The following is a 17,920-nucleotide window of genomic DNA, read 5'->3' on the forward strand; positions in this document are numbered from 1 at the left end:
TTTTTATTTTTTTGGATACCAAGTAATAAATATTTTTTTACAATTAGTATTATATTTTTCTTGTGTAGTAAACAATCCAATCGCAGAAATAAATTTATTATTATAAAATAAAAGCGGTATTTTTTTTCTTTTCCAAGGAAAAACTTTAAATTTATTAAATAATTCTTTAATTGTGTATAATTTTTTACAATTTTTATTTATTTGAATTTTTTGATTAGTATCGAATCTAATATTTACTAATTGTGTGTTTTTTGGTGCATAAATAAACAAATTATTTTTTTGATTTAGTGAATTTTTTATTTTTAAATAACCGTTTTTTTCTGGTAAAATTATTTTTTTTTTAATATTATGCCAAAATAAAATATATTTTTTTACGCTAAAGATTTTTTTTATCCAAAATAATTTATTTTTATAATTCCAGATTTCATATTTTTTAAACTGTATTTTTGGATATTTTTTTTTTTTATTATGAATTATATTTTTAATAATAGATTTTAAAAATTTTAATGAAGGCAGTTGCATAGTTTTTAGATAAATCCATTTTCTAATAATAAAATATTGAATATCTAAATCCATTTTTTTAATATTTGAAATATTTAAATTATTTTTTTTAGATAAATTTTTTTCAAAAATAGGTTGAATAAGTTTATTTAATAATTTATGTTCTGAATAAATTAATTTTGTAGATCTTAAACAATTTTTTGGAAAGTATTTCCACTTTTTTATAATTTTAGGAAGTATTTTATGTCTTAAAAAGTTTCTTTCATATGATATATCTTGATTACTTTCATCTTCAATCCAATGTATGTTTTTAGATTTAGCCCATATTTTTATTTGTTTTCTTGAAAAATTTAATAAAGGTCTGATTAAATAATTATTAAAAAATTTTTTTTTATAAGCAATTCCAGATAGTCCTTTAGGGCCACTTCCTCTTTTAATTGCTAAAAATAATGTTTCGCATTGATCGTTTAAGTTATGTCCAGTTAATAATATTTCTTTTAAAGATAAAATTTTTTTAAAAATTTGATATCTTTTTTTTCTAGCTTGAGATTCTATATTTTTTTTTTTAATGTTTAATGTAATTTTTTTATATATAAATGGAATATTATTTATTTGACAAATTTTTTTACAATGTAATCTCCATTTTTTAGAATCTGGATGAATTTGATGATCAATATGAACGGCACGAATATAAATATCATGTTTTTTTTTTATTTCTATTAATTTGTATAATAAAACTGTTGAATCTATACCTCCACTATAACCTAGTAGAAATTTTTTATATTGTAATAATGTTTTTTTAATTTTAATCACAGGAATATTTTTATGTATATATTTTATAAATTTTATTTATATATTTTTAAAAATTATACGTTCGAGTGGACTTGAACCACTGACCCTTACTATGTCATAGTAATGCTCTAACCAACTGAGCTACGAACGTTTATACAAAATTTATATGTTTTTATTAAAATTATTTAAAAATTTATTTTTTATTATATTCTAATTAGAAATTTTTTATTTGTAAATAAAAAATTTATATCTTTTGTATTTATAAAAATTAAAGATTTTAAAAAAAATAAAAAAAAACGAGGATATTATGTTTACAGGTATTGTTCAAGGAATTGCAGTATTTTTATATATGAAAAAAATTAACTCTATGTATTATGAATTTTCTATTCAAATTCCAGATATTTTATTAAAAAATATTAAGATTGGAAATTCTATTTCAAATAATGGATGTTGTTTAACAGTAGTAAAAATTTTTAAAAACATAGTTTCGTTTCATTTAATTAAAGAAACCTTTAAAAAAACAAATTTAAAATTTTTAAAAAAAGGCGATCAAGTTAATATTGAACGAGCAGCAAAATTTGGTGATGAAATTGGAGGACATCTTGTGTCTGGTCATATTATTACTACTGTACAAATTATTAATATTTTAAAGAAAAAAGATACTTGTACATTTCTTTTAAAATTAAATAATGATTATTTTAAAAAATATATTTTTTATAAAGGTTTTATCTGTTTAGATGGAGTTAGTTTAACTATTGGAAAAATTTTAGATAATAGCTTCTATGTACATATTATTCCAGAGACATTACTAAGTACAAATTTTGTTTATAAAAAAATTAATTCTTTTTTAAATTTAGAAATTGATTTTTTATCGCAAGCTATTGTTGATACTTGTACACGATCTATGAACAAATAGTTTATAATTTTATTATTAAAATTTTTATAAAAATATGTCTTACATGTAAATTTTAAAAAATTTTAATAAAATTAATTTATTTTGTTATATCTTAAAAATATATAATTTAATTTTTTATATTGAAAAGAGATTTTATAAGTTTATGAAAGAAAAAAAAAGATTTTTAATCTTATCTTTATTAAAAAGAAAATATAAATTAAATCGTAATACAGAATTGATTTTTTCTACTCCTTTTGAATGTTTAATATCTGTAATATTATCGTCGCAAACGAGAGATATAGTTGTTAACAGAGTAACAAAAGTTCTTTTTTCTATTGCAGATAGCCCTGAAAAGATAATTTCTTTAGGAGAAAGAAATTTATTACATTTAATAAGACAAATAGGTTTATATAAAACTAAAACTAAAAATATTATTAAAACTTGTAAAATTTTATTAAAAAACTATAATGGTGTTGTTCCAAATAATAGGAAAGATTTAGAAAATCTTCCAGGAGTTGGTAGAAAAACTTCTAATTTAATATTAAATATTATTTTTAATAAAAAAGAAATTGCTGTAGATACACATGTGTTTAGAGTGTGTAATCGCACTGGATTTGCTGTTGGTAAAAATCCAAGATTAGTAGAACGTATTTTATCAAATATTGTACCAAGTAATTATAAATTATACGTACATAATTGGTTTGTATTACATGGAAAATTTTTTTGTAAAGCAAGAAATATGTGCTGTAAAATATGTATTTTAAGTAAGTTATGTAAATTTAATAAAAAAATATAATTATATTATAATATTATATACTTTAATAGAAATTTTTTTGAACTAGGAAAATTATTACATGTTAAATAAAAACTTTTTAAATCAACTAAAAAATCGTAATTTGATAGCACAAGTTACTAATCATATAAAATTAGAAAAAATTCTTAAATATAAAAAAATTACTTTATATTGTGGTTTTGATCCTACAGCTGATAGTTTACATGTTGGTCATATTCTTCCTTTGCTATATTTAAAAAGATTTCAATTACAAGGTCATACTCCAATTATTATTATTGGTGGAGCAACTAGTTTAGTAGGAGATCCAAGTTTTAGAATTGCAGAACGTCAATTATTAGATTCAGTTCAAAGAACTTTTCAATGGATTAAAAAAATAAAAAAACAAATTTATAAATTTTTAGATTTTTCTAATAATATCAATAAAGCAATAATTTTAAATAATTATGATTGGTTTAAAAAAATAAATATTTTAACTTTTTTAAGAGATGTAGGTAAACATTTTTCTATTACTCAAATGATTAACAAAGAATCTGTTAAAAATAGAATTATAAGATCTGATCAAGGAATTTCTTTTACTGAATTTTCTTATAGTTTATTACAAGCTTATGATTTTTATTTTTTGTATAAAAAATATAATACTTGTTTACAAATTGGTGGATCAGATCAATGGGGAAATATTACTTCTGGAATTAATTTAATTCATTCATTAAAAAAATCTGAAGTTTTTGGTTTAACTTTTCCTTTGTTAATAAAATCAGATGGTATGAAATTTGGTAAAAGTGGAATAAAAACTATTTGGCTTGATCCAAAAAAAACTACACCTTATGAGTTTTATCAATTTTGGATTAATATAACAGATGAAGAATTATATAATTATTTAAAGTATTTTACTTTTATTAGTTTAAAAAAAATAAATCAAATAAAATTATTAAAAGAAAATACAGTTCGTATTATTAAATATAAAAAAAAATTAGCTAAAGATATGACTATTTTAGTACATGGAAAAAGTAAATATATTTCTGTCAAAAAAATTTCTACTATATTTTTTTCAAATAAAATTAATAATTTAAATGAAGATAATTTAAGTAAATTAGAATATTATGGTGCTCCATGTATGACTATAAAAAATTTAAGATATTCAATACAAGAAATATTAATATTATCTAATTTAGCAAGTTCTAATCGAAATGCTAGAGATTTGATATCTTCAAATTCGATTTCTATAAATTATAAAAAAATTAATTTATTAAATTATTATTTATTAGATTCAGATAAGTTATTTAAAAAATATACTATAATTACTAAAGGTAAAAAAAATTTTTTTTTAATAATATGGGAATAATTATATTAAATTTTATATATTAGTTTACATATATAACTATAAGATTATTTGAAAACTTTCTCCACAACCGCATTTATTTTGAGAATTTTTATGATAAAAATCAAAATAATTATGAAATTTTTTTTGAACAAAATTAATAATAATTCCATCTAATACATTAATTTTATTTTTTGGAATAAAAATTGATATATTATCTTTAATAAAAGCTATATTTTTTTTAGTTTTTTTTATTACATATTCTAATACATATTTATACCCTGCACATCCTGTTTTTTTTATATCAACTTTGATTCCTATAATATCTTTTTTTGTTTCATATATTTGAATAATTTTTTTTAAAGCTTTTTTGGTAATAAAAATTCCTTTTAATTTTTTTTTTTTTGATTTTAATAAATATGTTTTCATCTTAATCAGACTCTTATTTTTTGAAATTTATTATTTTCATAAATTATATATTTTTAAAAATTTCTTGTGAAAAATATAATATAAATTTTATATATATCAATGTGATAAAATAATTTTTTATTTAAAGATTTTTTGATAAAATTTTTCTTTAATTTTTATTTGAATTTCACACAATAATTTTTTAAAGATAATACCAAAATAATAGAGGTATAATTTTGTGAAATATTATAAAAACAATATAGATTTGTTTAAAACTATTATTTTATCTGTGTCTATTTTTATTGTTATTATAGCAAGTTTCTATGTAATTCGTCCATTTATACAAAGTTTTTTTTGGGCTAGTATTATTGTTATTTCTACATGGCCAATTTTATTATATATACAAAATTTTTTTGGAAATAAAAAATATTTATCTATATTTTTTATGGTATTTTTTTTATTATTATCGTTTTTTATTCCTTTTTTTATTATTATTAGTTCTGTTTTTAATAATAGTTTTTATTTGATAAGTTATATCAGTTTAGAGAAATGTGTATTTCCAAATTTAGATTTTTTACAAAGTATTCCTATATTTGGTTTAAAATTTTCATTGTTTTATAAAAATTTAATACAAGGTGAATCAAAAAATATTTTTAATTACTTACAACCTTATTTAGGTCAAATCATGATCTTTTTATTGTGTAAGATTAAATTATTAAGTCATTTGTTAATGAATTTATTTTTTATATTTATATTTATTTGTTTTTTGTATTGGAAAGGCGAAAAAATATGCGATATTTTTAAAAATTTTTTTTTAAAATTAAATTTTAAACCAAAAAATTCAATATTTTTAATTATTGAAAAATCTATTCGGGCAGTTTTTTTAGGAGTTGTTATTACATCTTTAATTCAAGGAGCTTTAGGAGGTTTAGCATTAATTATTGTAGGCGCTCCATATATAATTTTTTTTGTAATGTTAATTATATTTTTTTCTTTAATACAATTAGGATCTTTACCGATTCTTATTCCTATTGTTTTATGGTTATTTTTAAAAAATTATTTTATATATGGAATATTTTTATTAATATGGAGCATTATATTATCTATTTTAGATAATTTAATTCGATTTATGTTTATTCGATTAGGAATTAATTTGCCATTTTTTTTTATTTTTTCTGGTATTATAGGTGGTTTATTGGCATTTGGCATGATTGGTTTGTTTATAGGTCCGGTAGTATTAGATATATTTTATAGAGTATTTCAGATATTTGTAAATAAACGCTATTATTCTAAAAATATAATTCAAGATACTAATATTACAAAGAAATAAAATTAAGTATTTTAAATATTTTATGTATTTATATATAAAAATTTTAATAAATTTCATTTATAAATTTATTAAATTATATTATGAGTATATATATTTTATAATAAAAATTATTTAATTATATAAAAATATTATTATAAATAAATTGATTAAAATTTTAAAAATAAATTTTTAATTTTTATAAAAAAATTTTCAACAAATATAAATTTATTTTAAAAATATTTTTTAAATTTAATAATTTTTTATTAATAAAAAATGAATTTGTGAAAACTAAATTATTATATATAATATAATGATTTTCAATATAATTTATACATAAAATATTTGTAAAAAATAAATTTATTTATCATGATTTTTTAGTAGATATTATTTTATCAAAAAAAATAATTTAAATAAACATAAAATACTAATAATTATTTTATATTATTTTTAATAATTTTCACAGTTTAGAGAAAAATATGAAAAAAACAGATGAATTAAGAACAATTAGAATAGATCCGCTTGTAACTCCTGCGCATTTATCAGAATGTTATCCTATTACTTCTGAAATTATGGATAATGTTATTAAAACACGAAAAAATATTGAGAATATAATTTCTGGAAAAGATAATCGTCTATTAGTTATTATAGGTCCTTGTTCATTACATGATCCAATTGCAGCAATTGATTATGCAAATAAACTAAATGATTTAAGAAAAAAATATTCAAATTCATTAGAAATTATTATGCGTACATATTTTGAAAAACCTCGTACTGTAATTGGTTGGAAAGGATTAATTTCAGATCCTGAAATCAATAATACTTTTAAGGTAAATAAAGGATTAACTTTAGCTAGAAAGTTATTATTAGAAATTAATAAAATAGGTTTACCTGCTGCAACAGAATTTTTAGATATGGTCATTGGTCAGTTTATTAATGATTTAATTAGTTGGGGAGCAATTGGTGCTAGAACAACTGAAAGTCAAATTCATCGTGAAATGGCTTCTGCTTTATCTTGTCCAGTAGGTTTTAAGAATGGAACTGATGGAAATATATTAATTGCGATAGACGCCATTAGAGCAGCTAAAGTACGTCATATATTTTTAGCTCCAGATAAAAATGGTCATATGACTATTAATCACACTAGTGGAAATTCTCTTTCACATATTATTATGAGAGGAGGAAAAAAACCGAATTATCATTTAAAAGATGTTAATTTAGCTGTATCCTATTTAAAAAAATTTAAATTACCAGAAAAAGTTATGATTGATTTTAGTCATGGAAATTGTTTAAAACAATATAAACTACAATTAAATGTATGTGAATCTATATGTAAACAATTAAGAGATGGTTCAAAAAATATTTTTGGTGTGATGATTGAAAGTTTTTTAGTAGAAGGATCTCAGCCTATTAAAAAAATAAATAAAATGCAATATGGTCAATCTATTACTGATGGATGTTTAAATTGGGAAGATAGCGTTTTTTTAATAAAAGAATTATCAAATGCAGTGTTAAAGCAAGTATAAAGTAATTTAAGAATAATTTTATACTACAGATGTATTTATATTTAGATAAAAATATTCTATTTAATTGTTTTAGGTTAAGGGTTAAAAATGCCAGTTATAACTTTTCCTGATGGTTTAAAAAAAAAGTATACAGATTTTATTTCAATTAACAAAATTTTGTCAATTTCTAAAGATATTCAAAGAAATAATTATATTGCTGCTTTTTTAAATAATAAAATTGTAGATTTAAGTACTATTATTAAAGAAGATTCCAATTTAAGTTTTATTCATAAAAAGCATATTTTAGCTACAAAAATTATTAATAATACATGTATGCATTTGCTAGGTTATAGTATAAAAATTTTATGGCCAAAAATTAAATTATGTAATTTTTTTTCAAAGAAAAATGAGTTTTATTATGATTTTTATAAAAAAGTTCCTTTAAAAGAAAAAGATATATTAAAAATTGAAAATAAAATGCATGATTTAATAAAAAAAAAATATTATATTATAAAAAAATATTTATCTTATACAGATTTAAAAAAAATTTTACAATCTTCAAATGAAGATTATAAAATTAAAATATTAAAGTTAAATTTTGATAAAGATCGTTATGTTAGTTGTTACTTTCATGAAAATCATCTTGATTTTTTAATAGATATTGAATCTCCAAATATAAATTTTTGTAAATATTTTAAATTAAATAAATTATCTGGTGTATATTTAAATTCAGATAAAAAAAATAAAATGATTCAAAGAATTTCTGGAGTATCTTTTTTAAATGAAAAAAAATTTTCTAAATATTTTAAAAATTTAATATTAAAAAAAAATTTTGATCATAGAAAATTAAATTCAGATTTACATTTGTTTCATTTGCAAGAAGATGTTCCAGGAATGGTATTTTGGCATTATAATGGATTCTTTATATTTAAAAAATTAGAAAATTTTATTAGAAAAAAATTAAAAAAATATAATTATCAAGAAGTTAAAACTCCTATATTAATGAATAAATTAATATGGAAAAAAAGTGGTCATTTAGAAAATTATAAAGATTTAATGTTTTCTACATATTCTGAAAATAAAGATTATTGTGTTAAACCTATGAATTGTCCTGGGCATATACAAATTTTTAATCATAATTTAAAATCTTATAGAGATTTGCCAATTCGTATGTCAGAATTTGGGAGTTGCCATCGTCAAGAACCATCTGGAGCTTTACATGGTTTAATGCGATTAAGAAATTTTACCCAAGATGACGCACATATTTTTTGCACTAAAACACAATTAAAAAATGAAATTAGTCGTTGTATAAAAATGATTTATGAGATATATAATATTTTTTCTTTTAAAAAAATTCTTGTTAAGTTATCTACCCGTCCTGATAAAAGAATTGGTCATGATACTGTATGGGATTATACTGAATCAGTTTTAAAAAATGTTTTAAAAGAAAATCAAATATTATTTTCTTACCAAATTGGAGATGGTGCGTTTTATGGACCTAAAATTGAATTTGAACTACAAGATTCTTTTAATAGAAAATGGCAGTGTGGGACAATTCAACTAGATTTTTATTTACCTAAAAGATTAGGATCTTTTTATATTGATAAAAATAATAAAAAAAAAGTACCAGTTTTAATTCATCGAGCAGCATTAGGTTCTATAGAAAGATTTATTGGTATTTTAATTGAAGAATATAAAGGATATCTTCCTATTTGGTTAACACCTATACAAGTTAAAATTATTAATATTTCACATAAAAATATTGAATATTGCAATAATGTACTAAAAATTTTAAAACATAAAAATATTAGAGCTGAATTTGATTCAAGAAAAAAAAGTTTAGGTTTAAAAATTAGGGAAAGTATTTTACTAAAAATTCCTTATATATTAATTTGTGGAGATAAAGAAGTAGAAAGTAATACTATATCTTTTAGAAATATTAAAAAAAAAAATATTTATAATATGAATATACAAGATTTTATAAAAAAAATTCATAACAAAAATAATTCTTTTAAATAAATTTATATGGAGGAATAAAATATTAAAGGCTGGAAAAGAGTTTCAAATATACGATCGCATAGAATAAATAATGAAATTCGTTCTTCAAGAGTGCGTTTAACTGGTTTAAAAGGAGAAAAAATAGGTATAGTTAGTATACATGATGCTTTAAAAAAAGCTGAAATAGAAGGTTTAGATTTAGTAGAGATTAGTCCTAATGCCGAACCTCCTGTATGTAAAATAATGAATTATGGAAAATTTATTTATACTAAATCCAAAGCTTTAAAAGAACAAAAAAGAAAACAAAAAGTAATTAGTATTAAAGAAATTAAATTCCGACCAAGCACTGATGAAGGTGATTATCAAGTAAAATTAAGAAGTTTAATGCGTTTTTTAAAAGATGGTCATAAAGTTAAAATTACTTTACGATATAGAGGAAGAGAAATGGCTCATCAAAAAATCGGATTAAATATGTTACATAGAATCAAAACAGATTTAAGTAATTTATCTTTAATAGAATTTTTTCCATCGCGAATAGAAGGACGACAAATGGTTATGATTTTATCTCCAAAAAAATAAATTTATGAGATAAAATAAATGCTGATTTATTTTTATAAATTTTTTAGGAATTTTTTAATGAAAAAATTAAAAACTTTAAAGAGTGCAGCAAAACGTTTTAAACAAACAGCTTCTGGTAAATTTAAAAGAAAACAAGCTAATTTAAGACATATTTTAACTAAAAAATCTACTTCTAGAAAAAGAAATTTAAGAATGAAAAAAATTATTTCTAAATCAAATTCTAAGGTAGTAAAAACTTTTTTTCCGTATAATTAAAATAAAATGTTTTATAAAATTTTTTAACAAATTAAGGATTTTAAATGGCTCGAGTTAAAAGAGGAGTATGTTCTCGTGCTCGTCATAAAAAAGTTTTAAAGAAAGCAAAAGGATATTATGGTGCACGATCTAGAGTTTATAGAGTAGCTGTTCAAGCAGTTTTAAAAGCTGGACAATATTCTTATAGAGATAGACGTCAAAAAAAAAGGGTTTTCAGAAAACTATGGATTTCTCGTATTAATGCTGCTGCTCGAGAAAATAATTTATCTTATAGTAATTTTATATATGGGTTAAAAAAAGCGTCAGTTAATATAAATCGCAAAATATTATCAGATATAGCTATTTATGATGCAATATCTTTTAAAAAATTAGTACAAACTGCTAATACATATTTATCTTAATAAGAAATTATTTTTATAATAATTTTTTATTTAATTAAATTAATAAATAAAAAATGTTAAATTTAACGTTATATAATATTTCAGAAAATATTTTTTTAGATTTAAATACAAATGATGAGCTTCCTTTTTTTTAAGGAAGCTTTTTGATATATTATTAATTTCTATGGAAATTCTAAGTAATGAGTGATTATAAAAATTACATTCAAGATGTTTTATCAAAATTAAGTAAATGTAAAAAAAAAAATGATTTAAATATTTTACGATCAGAATATTTAGGAGTTAATGGAATTATTACTAAAAAATTTAGAAAGTTAAAAACATTAGATTTAAAAGATAAAAAAAAATTAAGTATTAAAATTAATAAAATTAAAAAAAAAATTTTAAAATTATTTTTTTTGAAGAAAAAATTTTTAAAAGAAAAAATAATTCAAAATTTAAATAAACATAAAAATATTGATTTGTCTTTATCTAGCAAAGAAGTAAACTTAGGTTCAATGCATATTATTACTTATGAAATTAATCGTATAAAAAATTTTTTTTTTAAATTAGGTTTTGAAATATTATTTGGACCAGAAATAGAAGATGATTATTATAATTTTGATGCTTTAAACATTAAAAAAAATCATCCATCACGAGATAGTCATGATACTTTTTGGTTTAATAAAAATATATTATTAAGAACACAAACTTCGAGTATGCAAATTCGTACTATGGAACAAAGAAAACCTCCAGTAAGAGTAATTGTTCCTGGAAAAGTATATAGAAATGATTCTAGTCTAACTCATAGCCCTATGTTTCATCAAGTAGAGGGTTTTATTATAGATAAAAAAATTAATTTTTCTAATTTAAAGTGGATTATGAGTAATTTTTTATTATATTTTTTTAAAAAAAAATATAAAATTCGTTTTAGAAATTCATATTTTCCTTTTACTACTCCATCTGCAGAAATTGATATTTTAAATCAAACATCAAACAAATGGTTAGAAGTACTTGGTTGTGGAATGATTCATCCTCAAGTTTTAAAAAATGTACATGTTAGTTCTAAAAAATATATAGGATGTGCTTTTGGAATCGGTATAGAACGTATAATTATGTTAAAATATAATATTTCAAATATTCGTTCATTTTTTAAAAATGATTTAAGATTATTAAAACAATTTACATAAATAGTGAGTAAAAATGAAATTTAGTTTGTCGTGGTTAAAAACATTTTTAGCAAAAGATTTAAAAAATTCTTTAATTTGTAATCAATTAACAGAAATTGGTTTAGAAGTAGAAGATTTACAAAAAAATAAAAATTTTTTTAAAAATTCTTATATTGGAAAAGTTATTTGTATATCTTATAAAGATAATAAATCTTTTTTAAAGATTAAATTAAAAAAAAATTTTTTTGTTTATACTTTTACTCAAAAAAAAAATATTTATTTAGGTATGAAGTTAGCTGTTGGATTAAAGACAGAACATTTAATAAATTTAGATAATAAAATTAAAATAAATAACGAAAATGATTTATTAAAATGGAAAATATATACATATCGTGATTTTAAAATTTTTGGTAATAAAGATTATATCGTAGAGTTTCCTAAAGATCAAGAAATAGGCGTTTTAGTTAAAAAATATTTTAAACTTTACCCAGATGATTTATTAACTATAAATATTACACCTAATAGAAATGATTGTTTAGGAATATTAGGAATTGCTCGAGAATTATCAGTTTTAAATAATTTAAAATTAGTAGATAAATTTAAAAATTTTAATCATTTAGATAATATTGAATTTAATAATAATTTTCATATTTCTATTTCTAATAAAAATATTTGTTCTAGTTATTTTATTAAAATTATTAAAAATTTAGATTTATCTTTTCCTACTCCTTTTTGGATTCGAGAAAGATTAAGAAAATCTAATATTCAATCTGTTAATATTGTGTACGATATTGTTAATTATGTATCGCTTGAATTAGGTCAAGCAATTCATATTTTTGATTTAAATAAGTTTCATAAAAAAAAAATAAAAATTCGGTTATCTAAATTAAATGAAAGTATTTTATTTAAAAATAATCATTTAATTCAGATATCTCAGAATACATTAGTTTTTGAAAATGATAAAAAAATTATTTCTTTGGGTGGTTTTATTAATTCTGAAGATTTTTCAATAAATAATAATACTACAAATTTTTATATAGGTTCTGGAGTATTTAATAAAAATTTAATAAATTATATTAAAAGAAAATATAATAAATATTACATATCTTATGATAATTATTATAGACAATGTCAAGATAGTTTATCGTGTTTTGCTTTAGAACGTGTTTCTAAAATATTATTTAAATTATTTCCAAATAGCATTATTTCTAGTACATGTTTTATAAATAAAAAAAATTACATAAATAAAAAAATAATTATATCATATACAAAAATAAATAAAGTTTTAGGATTTATAATTCATAAATTTTTTATTTTAGATATACTAGAAAGATTAGAATATGTTATTTATGAAAAATTACATAGATTAGTAGTTTCATCTCCTATTTTTCGTTCAGATATTATATGTGCAGAAGATGTAATATCTGATATAATACGTTTTTATGGATATCATAATTTACCAACTGTACCTTTACAATTAAATGTAAATATACCTAAAAAAAATTTAATTTTAGAAAAATTACATAAAATAAAAAAATTTTTTTCTATTAGAGGATATTCTGAAGTTATAAATTATAGTTTTACTGATAAAAATTCTCAGAAATTATTTTTTAAAAATAGAAAATTTATGAAAATAATTAATCCAATTTCTAAAGATTTAGCATATATGCGAACATCTTTATTTTCTGGATTATTAAAAAATATGCAATATAATTTACATCGTCAACAAGATAATTTTCGTTTATTTGAAAGTGGTTTATGTTTTATTCAAGATAAAAAAAATAAATTTCAAGTTCATCAAAAGTTATTTTTATCTGCTATAATTAGTGGTAATAAATATCAAAAAAATTGGTTATATCAAAAAAAAGAGTTTAGTTTTTATGATTTAAAATACGATATAGAAAGTTTTTTTTTATTTTTTTATAATATAAATAATATTTTTTTTAAAAAATCTCATATATATGGTTTTGATTCAAATATATGTTCAACAATTTATTTTAAAAATATTAAATTAGGATATATCGGATTATTAGACTCTAAAATTAATAAGTTTTTTAATATAGTAAAGAATATTTTTGCTTTTGAAATTGCTATAGAAAAAATTCCTATATTAAAAAATAATCCTATAGAAGAGTTTTATTTTTATCCTTATAGTATTAGAGATATTTCAATTATTGTTTCTAGTTCTATACCTGCTTTAGAAATTATTCAGGAATGTTATAAAGTTTCTTTAGAAAATATTTTTAAAGTTATAATTGTAGATATATATGAAGGAAAAAAAATTCCAATAAATAAAAAAAGTTTATCTTTAAGAATTTTTTTTAAAAGTATAAAAAAAAATTTTACTTATAATGAAATAGAAGTTTTATTTAAAAAATGTATTCATAGAATGAAACATAAATTTCAAGCAATATTAAGAGATGATAAATTTATTTAAAAACTTTTTATAAAGTTATATTTTAATAAAAAAAGTTATTAAAATATATATTGATATAAATTTCATATATTATTTGTATATTAATTTTTAATATTACATTTTAATTTACTATAAAAGGAATAAAAAATGTTTGATTTTTTTAGCTTAATTTATTTTAATTAATTTATTTATAAATATGTATAAATTTTTATATGTTATTTTTTATATTTTTATTTTAATTTTTTAATAAACAAAATAAAATAAAAAATAAAAAAAATAGATTTAATAAAATTTATTAAAAAATAAAAAAAATTTATTAACATTAATAATTTTATTATAAAATATTTAAATATATACAAATTACAATTTTAACTTGTATTAAAAAAATAATTCTATATTAAATAATTTTATTTAATAAAAATATTTAATCTCTATAATTAGATTATGTGTTTTAAATAAATTTCTTTGACTAAAAAATTTAAAATATAGTATTTTTTAAATTTTTTTAGTCAAGTTATAATTTTTTAAAAAATTTTATTAATATAAATAAGAGAATATAGCTATTTTATGAAAAGTTTTTTGAATCATATATAAAATATTTAATCTATTTTTTTTAATTTTCTTGTTTTTATGATTAATTATAATATTTTTAAAAAACTTTTCTAGAATATAATTAATATTTATTATTTCTATAATTGATTTTTGATATTTTTTTTGTTTATTTAAGATATTAACTTTGATATTAATAAATTTAATTTTTTCATATAATTCTTGCTCTAAGTTATGTTTAAATAATTTCGAATTAATTTCAGATGAATTTTTAAAATTTTGTTTTTTTAAAATATTTGTAATTCTTTTATGCATATTTAATATTCTTTCTGAATGTTTAGATTTCAGAAATTTAATTATCATTTTAATTTTTTTATTTATTTTAAATAAATTAATTTTATTGATATTAATTATAGATTTTATAATATTTTTAATATTTTTTTCTTTTTTATAAAAATGATTGAATCTATTTATAATAAATTTAATTATTTGAGATGTAATTAGTTTTATATTTTTTTTAATGCCATATATTAAAATTATTTTTTTTATTAATGTGTTTAAATTAAATGTAATTTTATAAAAAATTATTATCTTTATAATACCTATAGATATTCTTCTTAATGCAAATGGATCTTTATCTCCCTTAGGAATTTTACCTATAATAAACATACCTATTAAAGTATCTAGTTTATCTGTTATAGACAATGCAATTCCTATATTTGAGGAAGGTAATTTATCATTTTTAAATCTCGGTAAATAATATTCTCTTAAAGCTGTATAAACTTCTTTAGGTTCTTTATCATATTTTGCATAATAAGAACCAATTATTCCTTGCAGATCAGGAAATTCTGATACCATACAACTAATAATGTCACATTTAGATAAAAATGCTGCTTTTTGTGCATTTTTAGGATTAAAAGAAATTTTTTTTTGTAATAATAATATTATTTTTTGTAATCTATTTGTTTTATCTTCTAAATTACCTAAATTTTCGTGAAATAGAATTTTTTTTAATAATTTTTTTTTATCAGATAATTGAGTTTTGATATCTTTTTTAAAAAAAAACTTTATATCTTGTAATTTAGAAGATATTACTATTTGATAGCTAGATATAATTTTATGATAGTTTTTAGTTTCTGTATTAATTACACAAATAAATTTAGATTGCAATGTGTTGTTTTTTTTAAATAATGGAAAACATTTTAGATTGTTTTCAATAATATAAATTATTATTTCTTTTGGCAAAGATAAGAATTTTTTTTTAAAAGATATTATTAAGACAGATGGCCATTCTACTAAAGAATTAATTTCTTCTAATAAATAATTATTTATTTTAAGAAAACTGTTATTTTTTTTTGCTAAATTTAAAATATTTTTTTTAATTTTATTTTTTCTTATTTTATAATCTGCAATTACCTTACCTTTTTTTTCTAAAATAGATAAATAATTTTTAGCATGTAAGATTTTTACTTGAGATTTATCTTTGATTAAATAATGACATTGTGTTTTTCTATTTGTATATAAACCAAACATTTTTTGAGGAATAATTTTTGTATTAATTAACATAACAATATTTCTAATTGGTCGAATAAATTTATATTTTTTTTTATTCCATTGCATTAAATGAGAATTTGAACATGTGTAAAAAATTTTTTTTGAAATTTCAGCCAATTTATTTTCATAATTAGAATATTTTTTTATTTTTTTATAAATTAACCATTTTTTATTATTTTTATTTAATATTTGAATGTTTTCTTTAGTAATATTAAATTTTTTCATCCATAATAACGCTGGTTTTTGAATAATTCCTTGTTTATTAAAAGAAATTGATACAGGAGGTCCTTTTTTTATAATATATTCAATTTTTTTATCATATGTAAAATTTTTTATTTGAATAGCTAATCTTCGAGATGTAGAAAACCAACTTATTTTTTCATAAATTATATTTTCTATTTTTAATATTTTAATAAATTTTTTATAAAAAAATAAAGAAATTTTTTTTAATTTCTTTGCTGGTAAATCTTCTGTGTTGATTTCTATTAAAAATATTTTTTTTTTCATTTATTATTCTCATTTTTTAAATTTTATTTTTTTTATAAGAAATAGCAATATTTTTTGTAATATTTCTTATTTTAAAAATATAATTTTGTCTTTCTGTTGAAGAAATAACTTTTTTTGCATCTAATAAATTAAAACAATGAATTGCTTGTAATATACATTCATATGCAGGAATTAAAAGAGGTTTATGTAAAGATAGTAATCTTTTAGATTCTAAAAAATATAATTTAAAAATTTTTAATAAAAATTTTTCATTAGACTTATTAAAATTATATTGAGATTGTTCTAATTCATTTTTATAGAATAATTGTTTATAATCAATTTTGTTTTTTTTATATTTAGACCAGATTATTTTATATATATTATCTAAATTTTGTATATGCATTGCTAATCTTTCTAAACCATATGTAATTTCTACTGATATCGGTTCACAATTTATAGATCCGATTTGTTGAAAGTATGTAAATTGAGTTATTTCTATTCCGTTTAACCAAATTTCCCATCCTATTCCTGACGCTCCTAATGTTGGATTTTCCCAATTATCTTCTATAAATTTTATGTCATTGTGAGATAGTTTAATATTTAATTCTGACAAAGATTTTAAATACGTTTGTTGAATATTTTTTGGAACTGGTTTAATAATTACTTGAAATTGATAATAATGTTGTAATCTATTTTTATTTTTTCCACTTCTTCCATCAGTAGGTCTTCTTGATGCTTGAGTATAAGCATATGATGTTGGTTTTTTTTCTAAACACGAAAAAAATGTTCGATGATGAAAAGTTCCAGCTCCTATAGGAATATCTAATGGTTGTATAATAGTGCAACCTTGATTAATCCAAAAATTTTTTAAAGATGAGATAATTTCATAAAATGTTTTTTGTGTATTATTTTTATTCATAATTTTTATATTTTTATAGTTAGTATTTTAAAAATTAATAAATTTGTATTTTTTAATTTTTATAAATGTAATACAAGTTTTAATTTTTTTTATTTTTTTT

Annotated in this window: 15 protein-coding genes and 1 tRNA gene; 11 read left to right on the plus strand and 5 right to left on the minus strand. The window is 18.5% G+C overall.

Annotated features, from left to right (window positions below):
- Window positions 1–3 precede the first annotated feature (3 nt).
- The gene (gene tilS, locus AB4W57_RS00455) at window positions 4–1,314 is read right to left on the minus strand and encodes a tRNA lysidine(34) synthetase TilS (RefSeq protein WP_367677605.1); all 1,311 of its coding nucleotides are present in this window, start codon (window positions 1,312–1,314) and stop codon (window positions 4–6) included.
- Between the two features lie 56 nt (window positions 1,315–1,370).
- Window positions 1,371–1,444 (minus strand) — tRNA-Val (locus AB4W57_RS00460).
- Between the two features lie 156 nt (window positions 1,445–1,600).
- Between AB4W57_RS00460 and AB4W57_RS00465 the strand changes: the two genes are divergently transcribed.
- The 3 genes from AB4W57_RS00465 (at window position 1,601) to tyrS (ending at window position 4,323) form a co-directional block, all read left to right on the plus strand.
- The gene (locus tag AB4W57_RS00465; RefSeq protein ID WP_367677606.1) at window positions 1,601–2,209 is read left to right on the plus strand and encodes a riboflavin synthase subunit alpha; all 609 of its coding nucleotides are present in this window, start codon (window positions 1,601–1,603) and stop codon (window positions 2,207–2,209) included.
- Between the two features lie 142 nt (window positions 2,210–2,351).
- A complete protein-coding gene (gene nth, locus AB4W57_RS00470; protein WP_367677607.1) occupies window positions 2,352–2,984 on the plus strand; it encodes an endonuclease III in 633 nt (210 codons plus the stop codon).
- A gap of 58 nt (window positions 2,985–3,042) precedes the next feature.
- On the plus strand, window positions 3,043–4,323 hold the full coding sequence (gene tyrS / locus AB4W57_RS00475) for a tyrosine--tRNA ligase (protein WP_367677608.1): 1,281 nt from the start codon (window positions 3,043–3,045) through the stop codon (window positions 4,321–4,323).
- 36 nt (window positions 4,324–4,359) lie between these two features.
- Here the strand turns inward: tyrS and AB4W57_RS00480 are convergent, their stop codons facing one another.
- Window positions 4,360–4,728 carry an iron-sulfur cluster assembly accessory protein gene (locus tag AB4W57_RS00480; protein WP_367677609.1) on the minus strand — a complete coding sequence of 123 codons (369 nt, stop codon included), beginning with the start codon at window positions 4,726–4,728 and terminating at the stop codon, window positions 4,360–4,362.
- Between the two features lie 217 nt (window positions 4,729–4,945).
- Here AB4W57_RS00480 and ydiK point away from each other — a divergent pair, with 217 nt between their 5' ends.
- The 8 genes from ydiK to pheT all read left to right on the plus strand — a co-directional run bounded on the left by ydiK (window position 4,946) and on the right by pheT (window position 14,333).
- Window positions 4,946–6,037: an AI-2E family transporter YdiK gene (ydiK, locus tag AB4W57_RS00485; protein ID WP_367677610.1), complete on the plus strand. Its 1,092-nt coding sequence runs from the start codon at window positions 4,946–4,948 to the stop codon at window positions 6,035–6,037.
- A gap of 455 nt (window positions 6,038–6,492) precedes the next feature.
- Window positions 6,493–7,539, plus strand: a complete 1,047-nt coding sequence (locus AB4W57_RS00490) for a 3-deoxy-7-phosphoheptulonate synthase (RefSeq protein WP_367677611.1) — start codon at window positions 6,493–6,495, stop codon at window positions 7,537–7,539.
- Window positions 7,540–7,626: 87 nt separating this feature from the next.
- On the plus strand, window positions 7,627–9,537 hold the full coding sequence (thrS, locus tag AB4W57_RS00495) for a threonine--tRNA ligase (protein ID WP_367677612.1): 1,911 nt from the start codon (window positions 7,627–7,629) through the stop codon (window positions 9,535–9,537).
- 21 nt (window positions 9,538–9,558) lie between these two features.
- On the plus strand, window positions 9,559–10,095 hold the full coding sequence (infC, locus tag AB4W57_RS00500; RefSeq protein ID WP_367677714.1) for a translation initiation factor IF-3: 537 nt from the start codon (window positions 9,559–9,561) through the stop codon (window positions 10,093–10,095).
- A gap of 57 nt (window positions 10,096–10,152) precedes the next feature.
- Window positions 10,153–10,350, plus strand: coding sequence for a 50S ribosomal protein L35 (gene rpmI / locus AB4W57_RS00505; protein WP_367677613.1), 198 nt, complete (start codon window positions 10,153–10,155; stop codon window positions 10,348–10,350).
- Window positions 10,351–10,394: 44 nt separating this feature from the next.
- Complete coding sequence (gene rplT, locus AB4W57_RS00510) at window positions 10,395–10,751, plus strand: 50S ribosomal protein L20 (RefSeq protein WP_367677614.1); 357 nt, start codon at window positions 10,395–10,397, stop codon at window positions 10,749–10,751.
- 179 nt (window positions 10,752–10,930) lie between these two features.
- Window positions 10,931–11,917, plus strand: a complete 987-nt coding sequence (pheS, locus tag AB4W57_RS00515) for a phenylalanine--tRNA ligase subunit alpha (RefSeq protein ID WP_367677615.1) — start codon at window positions 10,931–10,933, stop codon at window positions 11,915–11,917.
- A gap of 13 nt (window positions 11,918–11,930) precedes the next feature.
- Window positions 11,931–14,333, plus strand: coding sequence for a phenylalanine--tRNA ligase subunit beta (pheT, locus tag AB4W57_RS00520; RefSeq protein ID WP_367677616.1), 2,403 nt, complete (start codon window positions 11,931–11,933; stop codon window positions 14,331–14,333).
- A gap of 516 nt (window positions 14,334–14,849) precedes the next feature.
- Here pheT and glyS read toward each other — a convergent pair.
- Window positions 14,850–16,922 (minus strand): glycine--tRNA ligase subunit beta, encoded by a 2,073-nt coding sequence (gene glyS / locus AB4W57_RS00525; RefSeq protein WP_367677617.1) that lies wholly within the window; start codon window positions 16,920–16,922, stop codon window positions 14,850–14,852.
- 16 nt (window positions 16,923–16,938) lie between these two features.
- Entirely contained in the window at window positions 16,939–17,820 is an 882-nt protein-coding gene (gene glyQ / locus AB4W57_RS00530) for a glycine--tRNA ligase subunit alpha (RefSeq protein WP_367677618.1), read from the minus strand.
- Window positions 17,821–17,920: the final 100 nt, after the last annotated feature.

This window comes from Buchnera aphidicola (Chaitophorus populicola) (assembly GCF_964058995.1).
GTDB lineage: Bacteria > Pseudomonadota > Gammaproteobacteria > Enterobacterales > Enterobacteriaceae > Buchnera_J > Buchnera_J aphidicola_BO.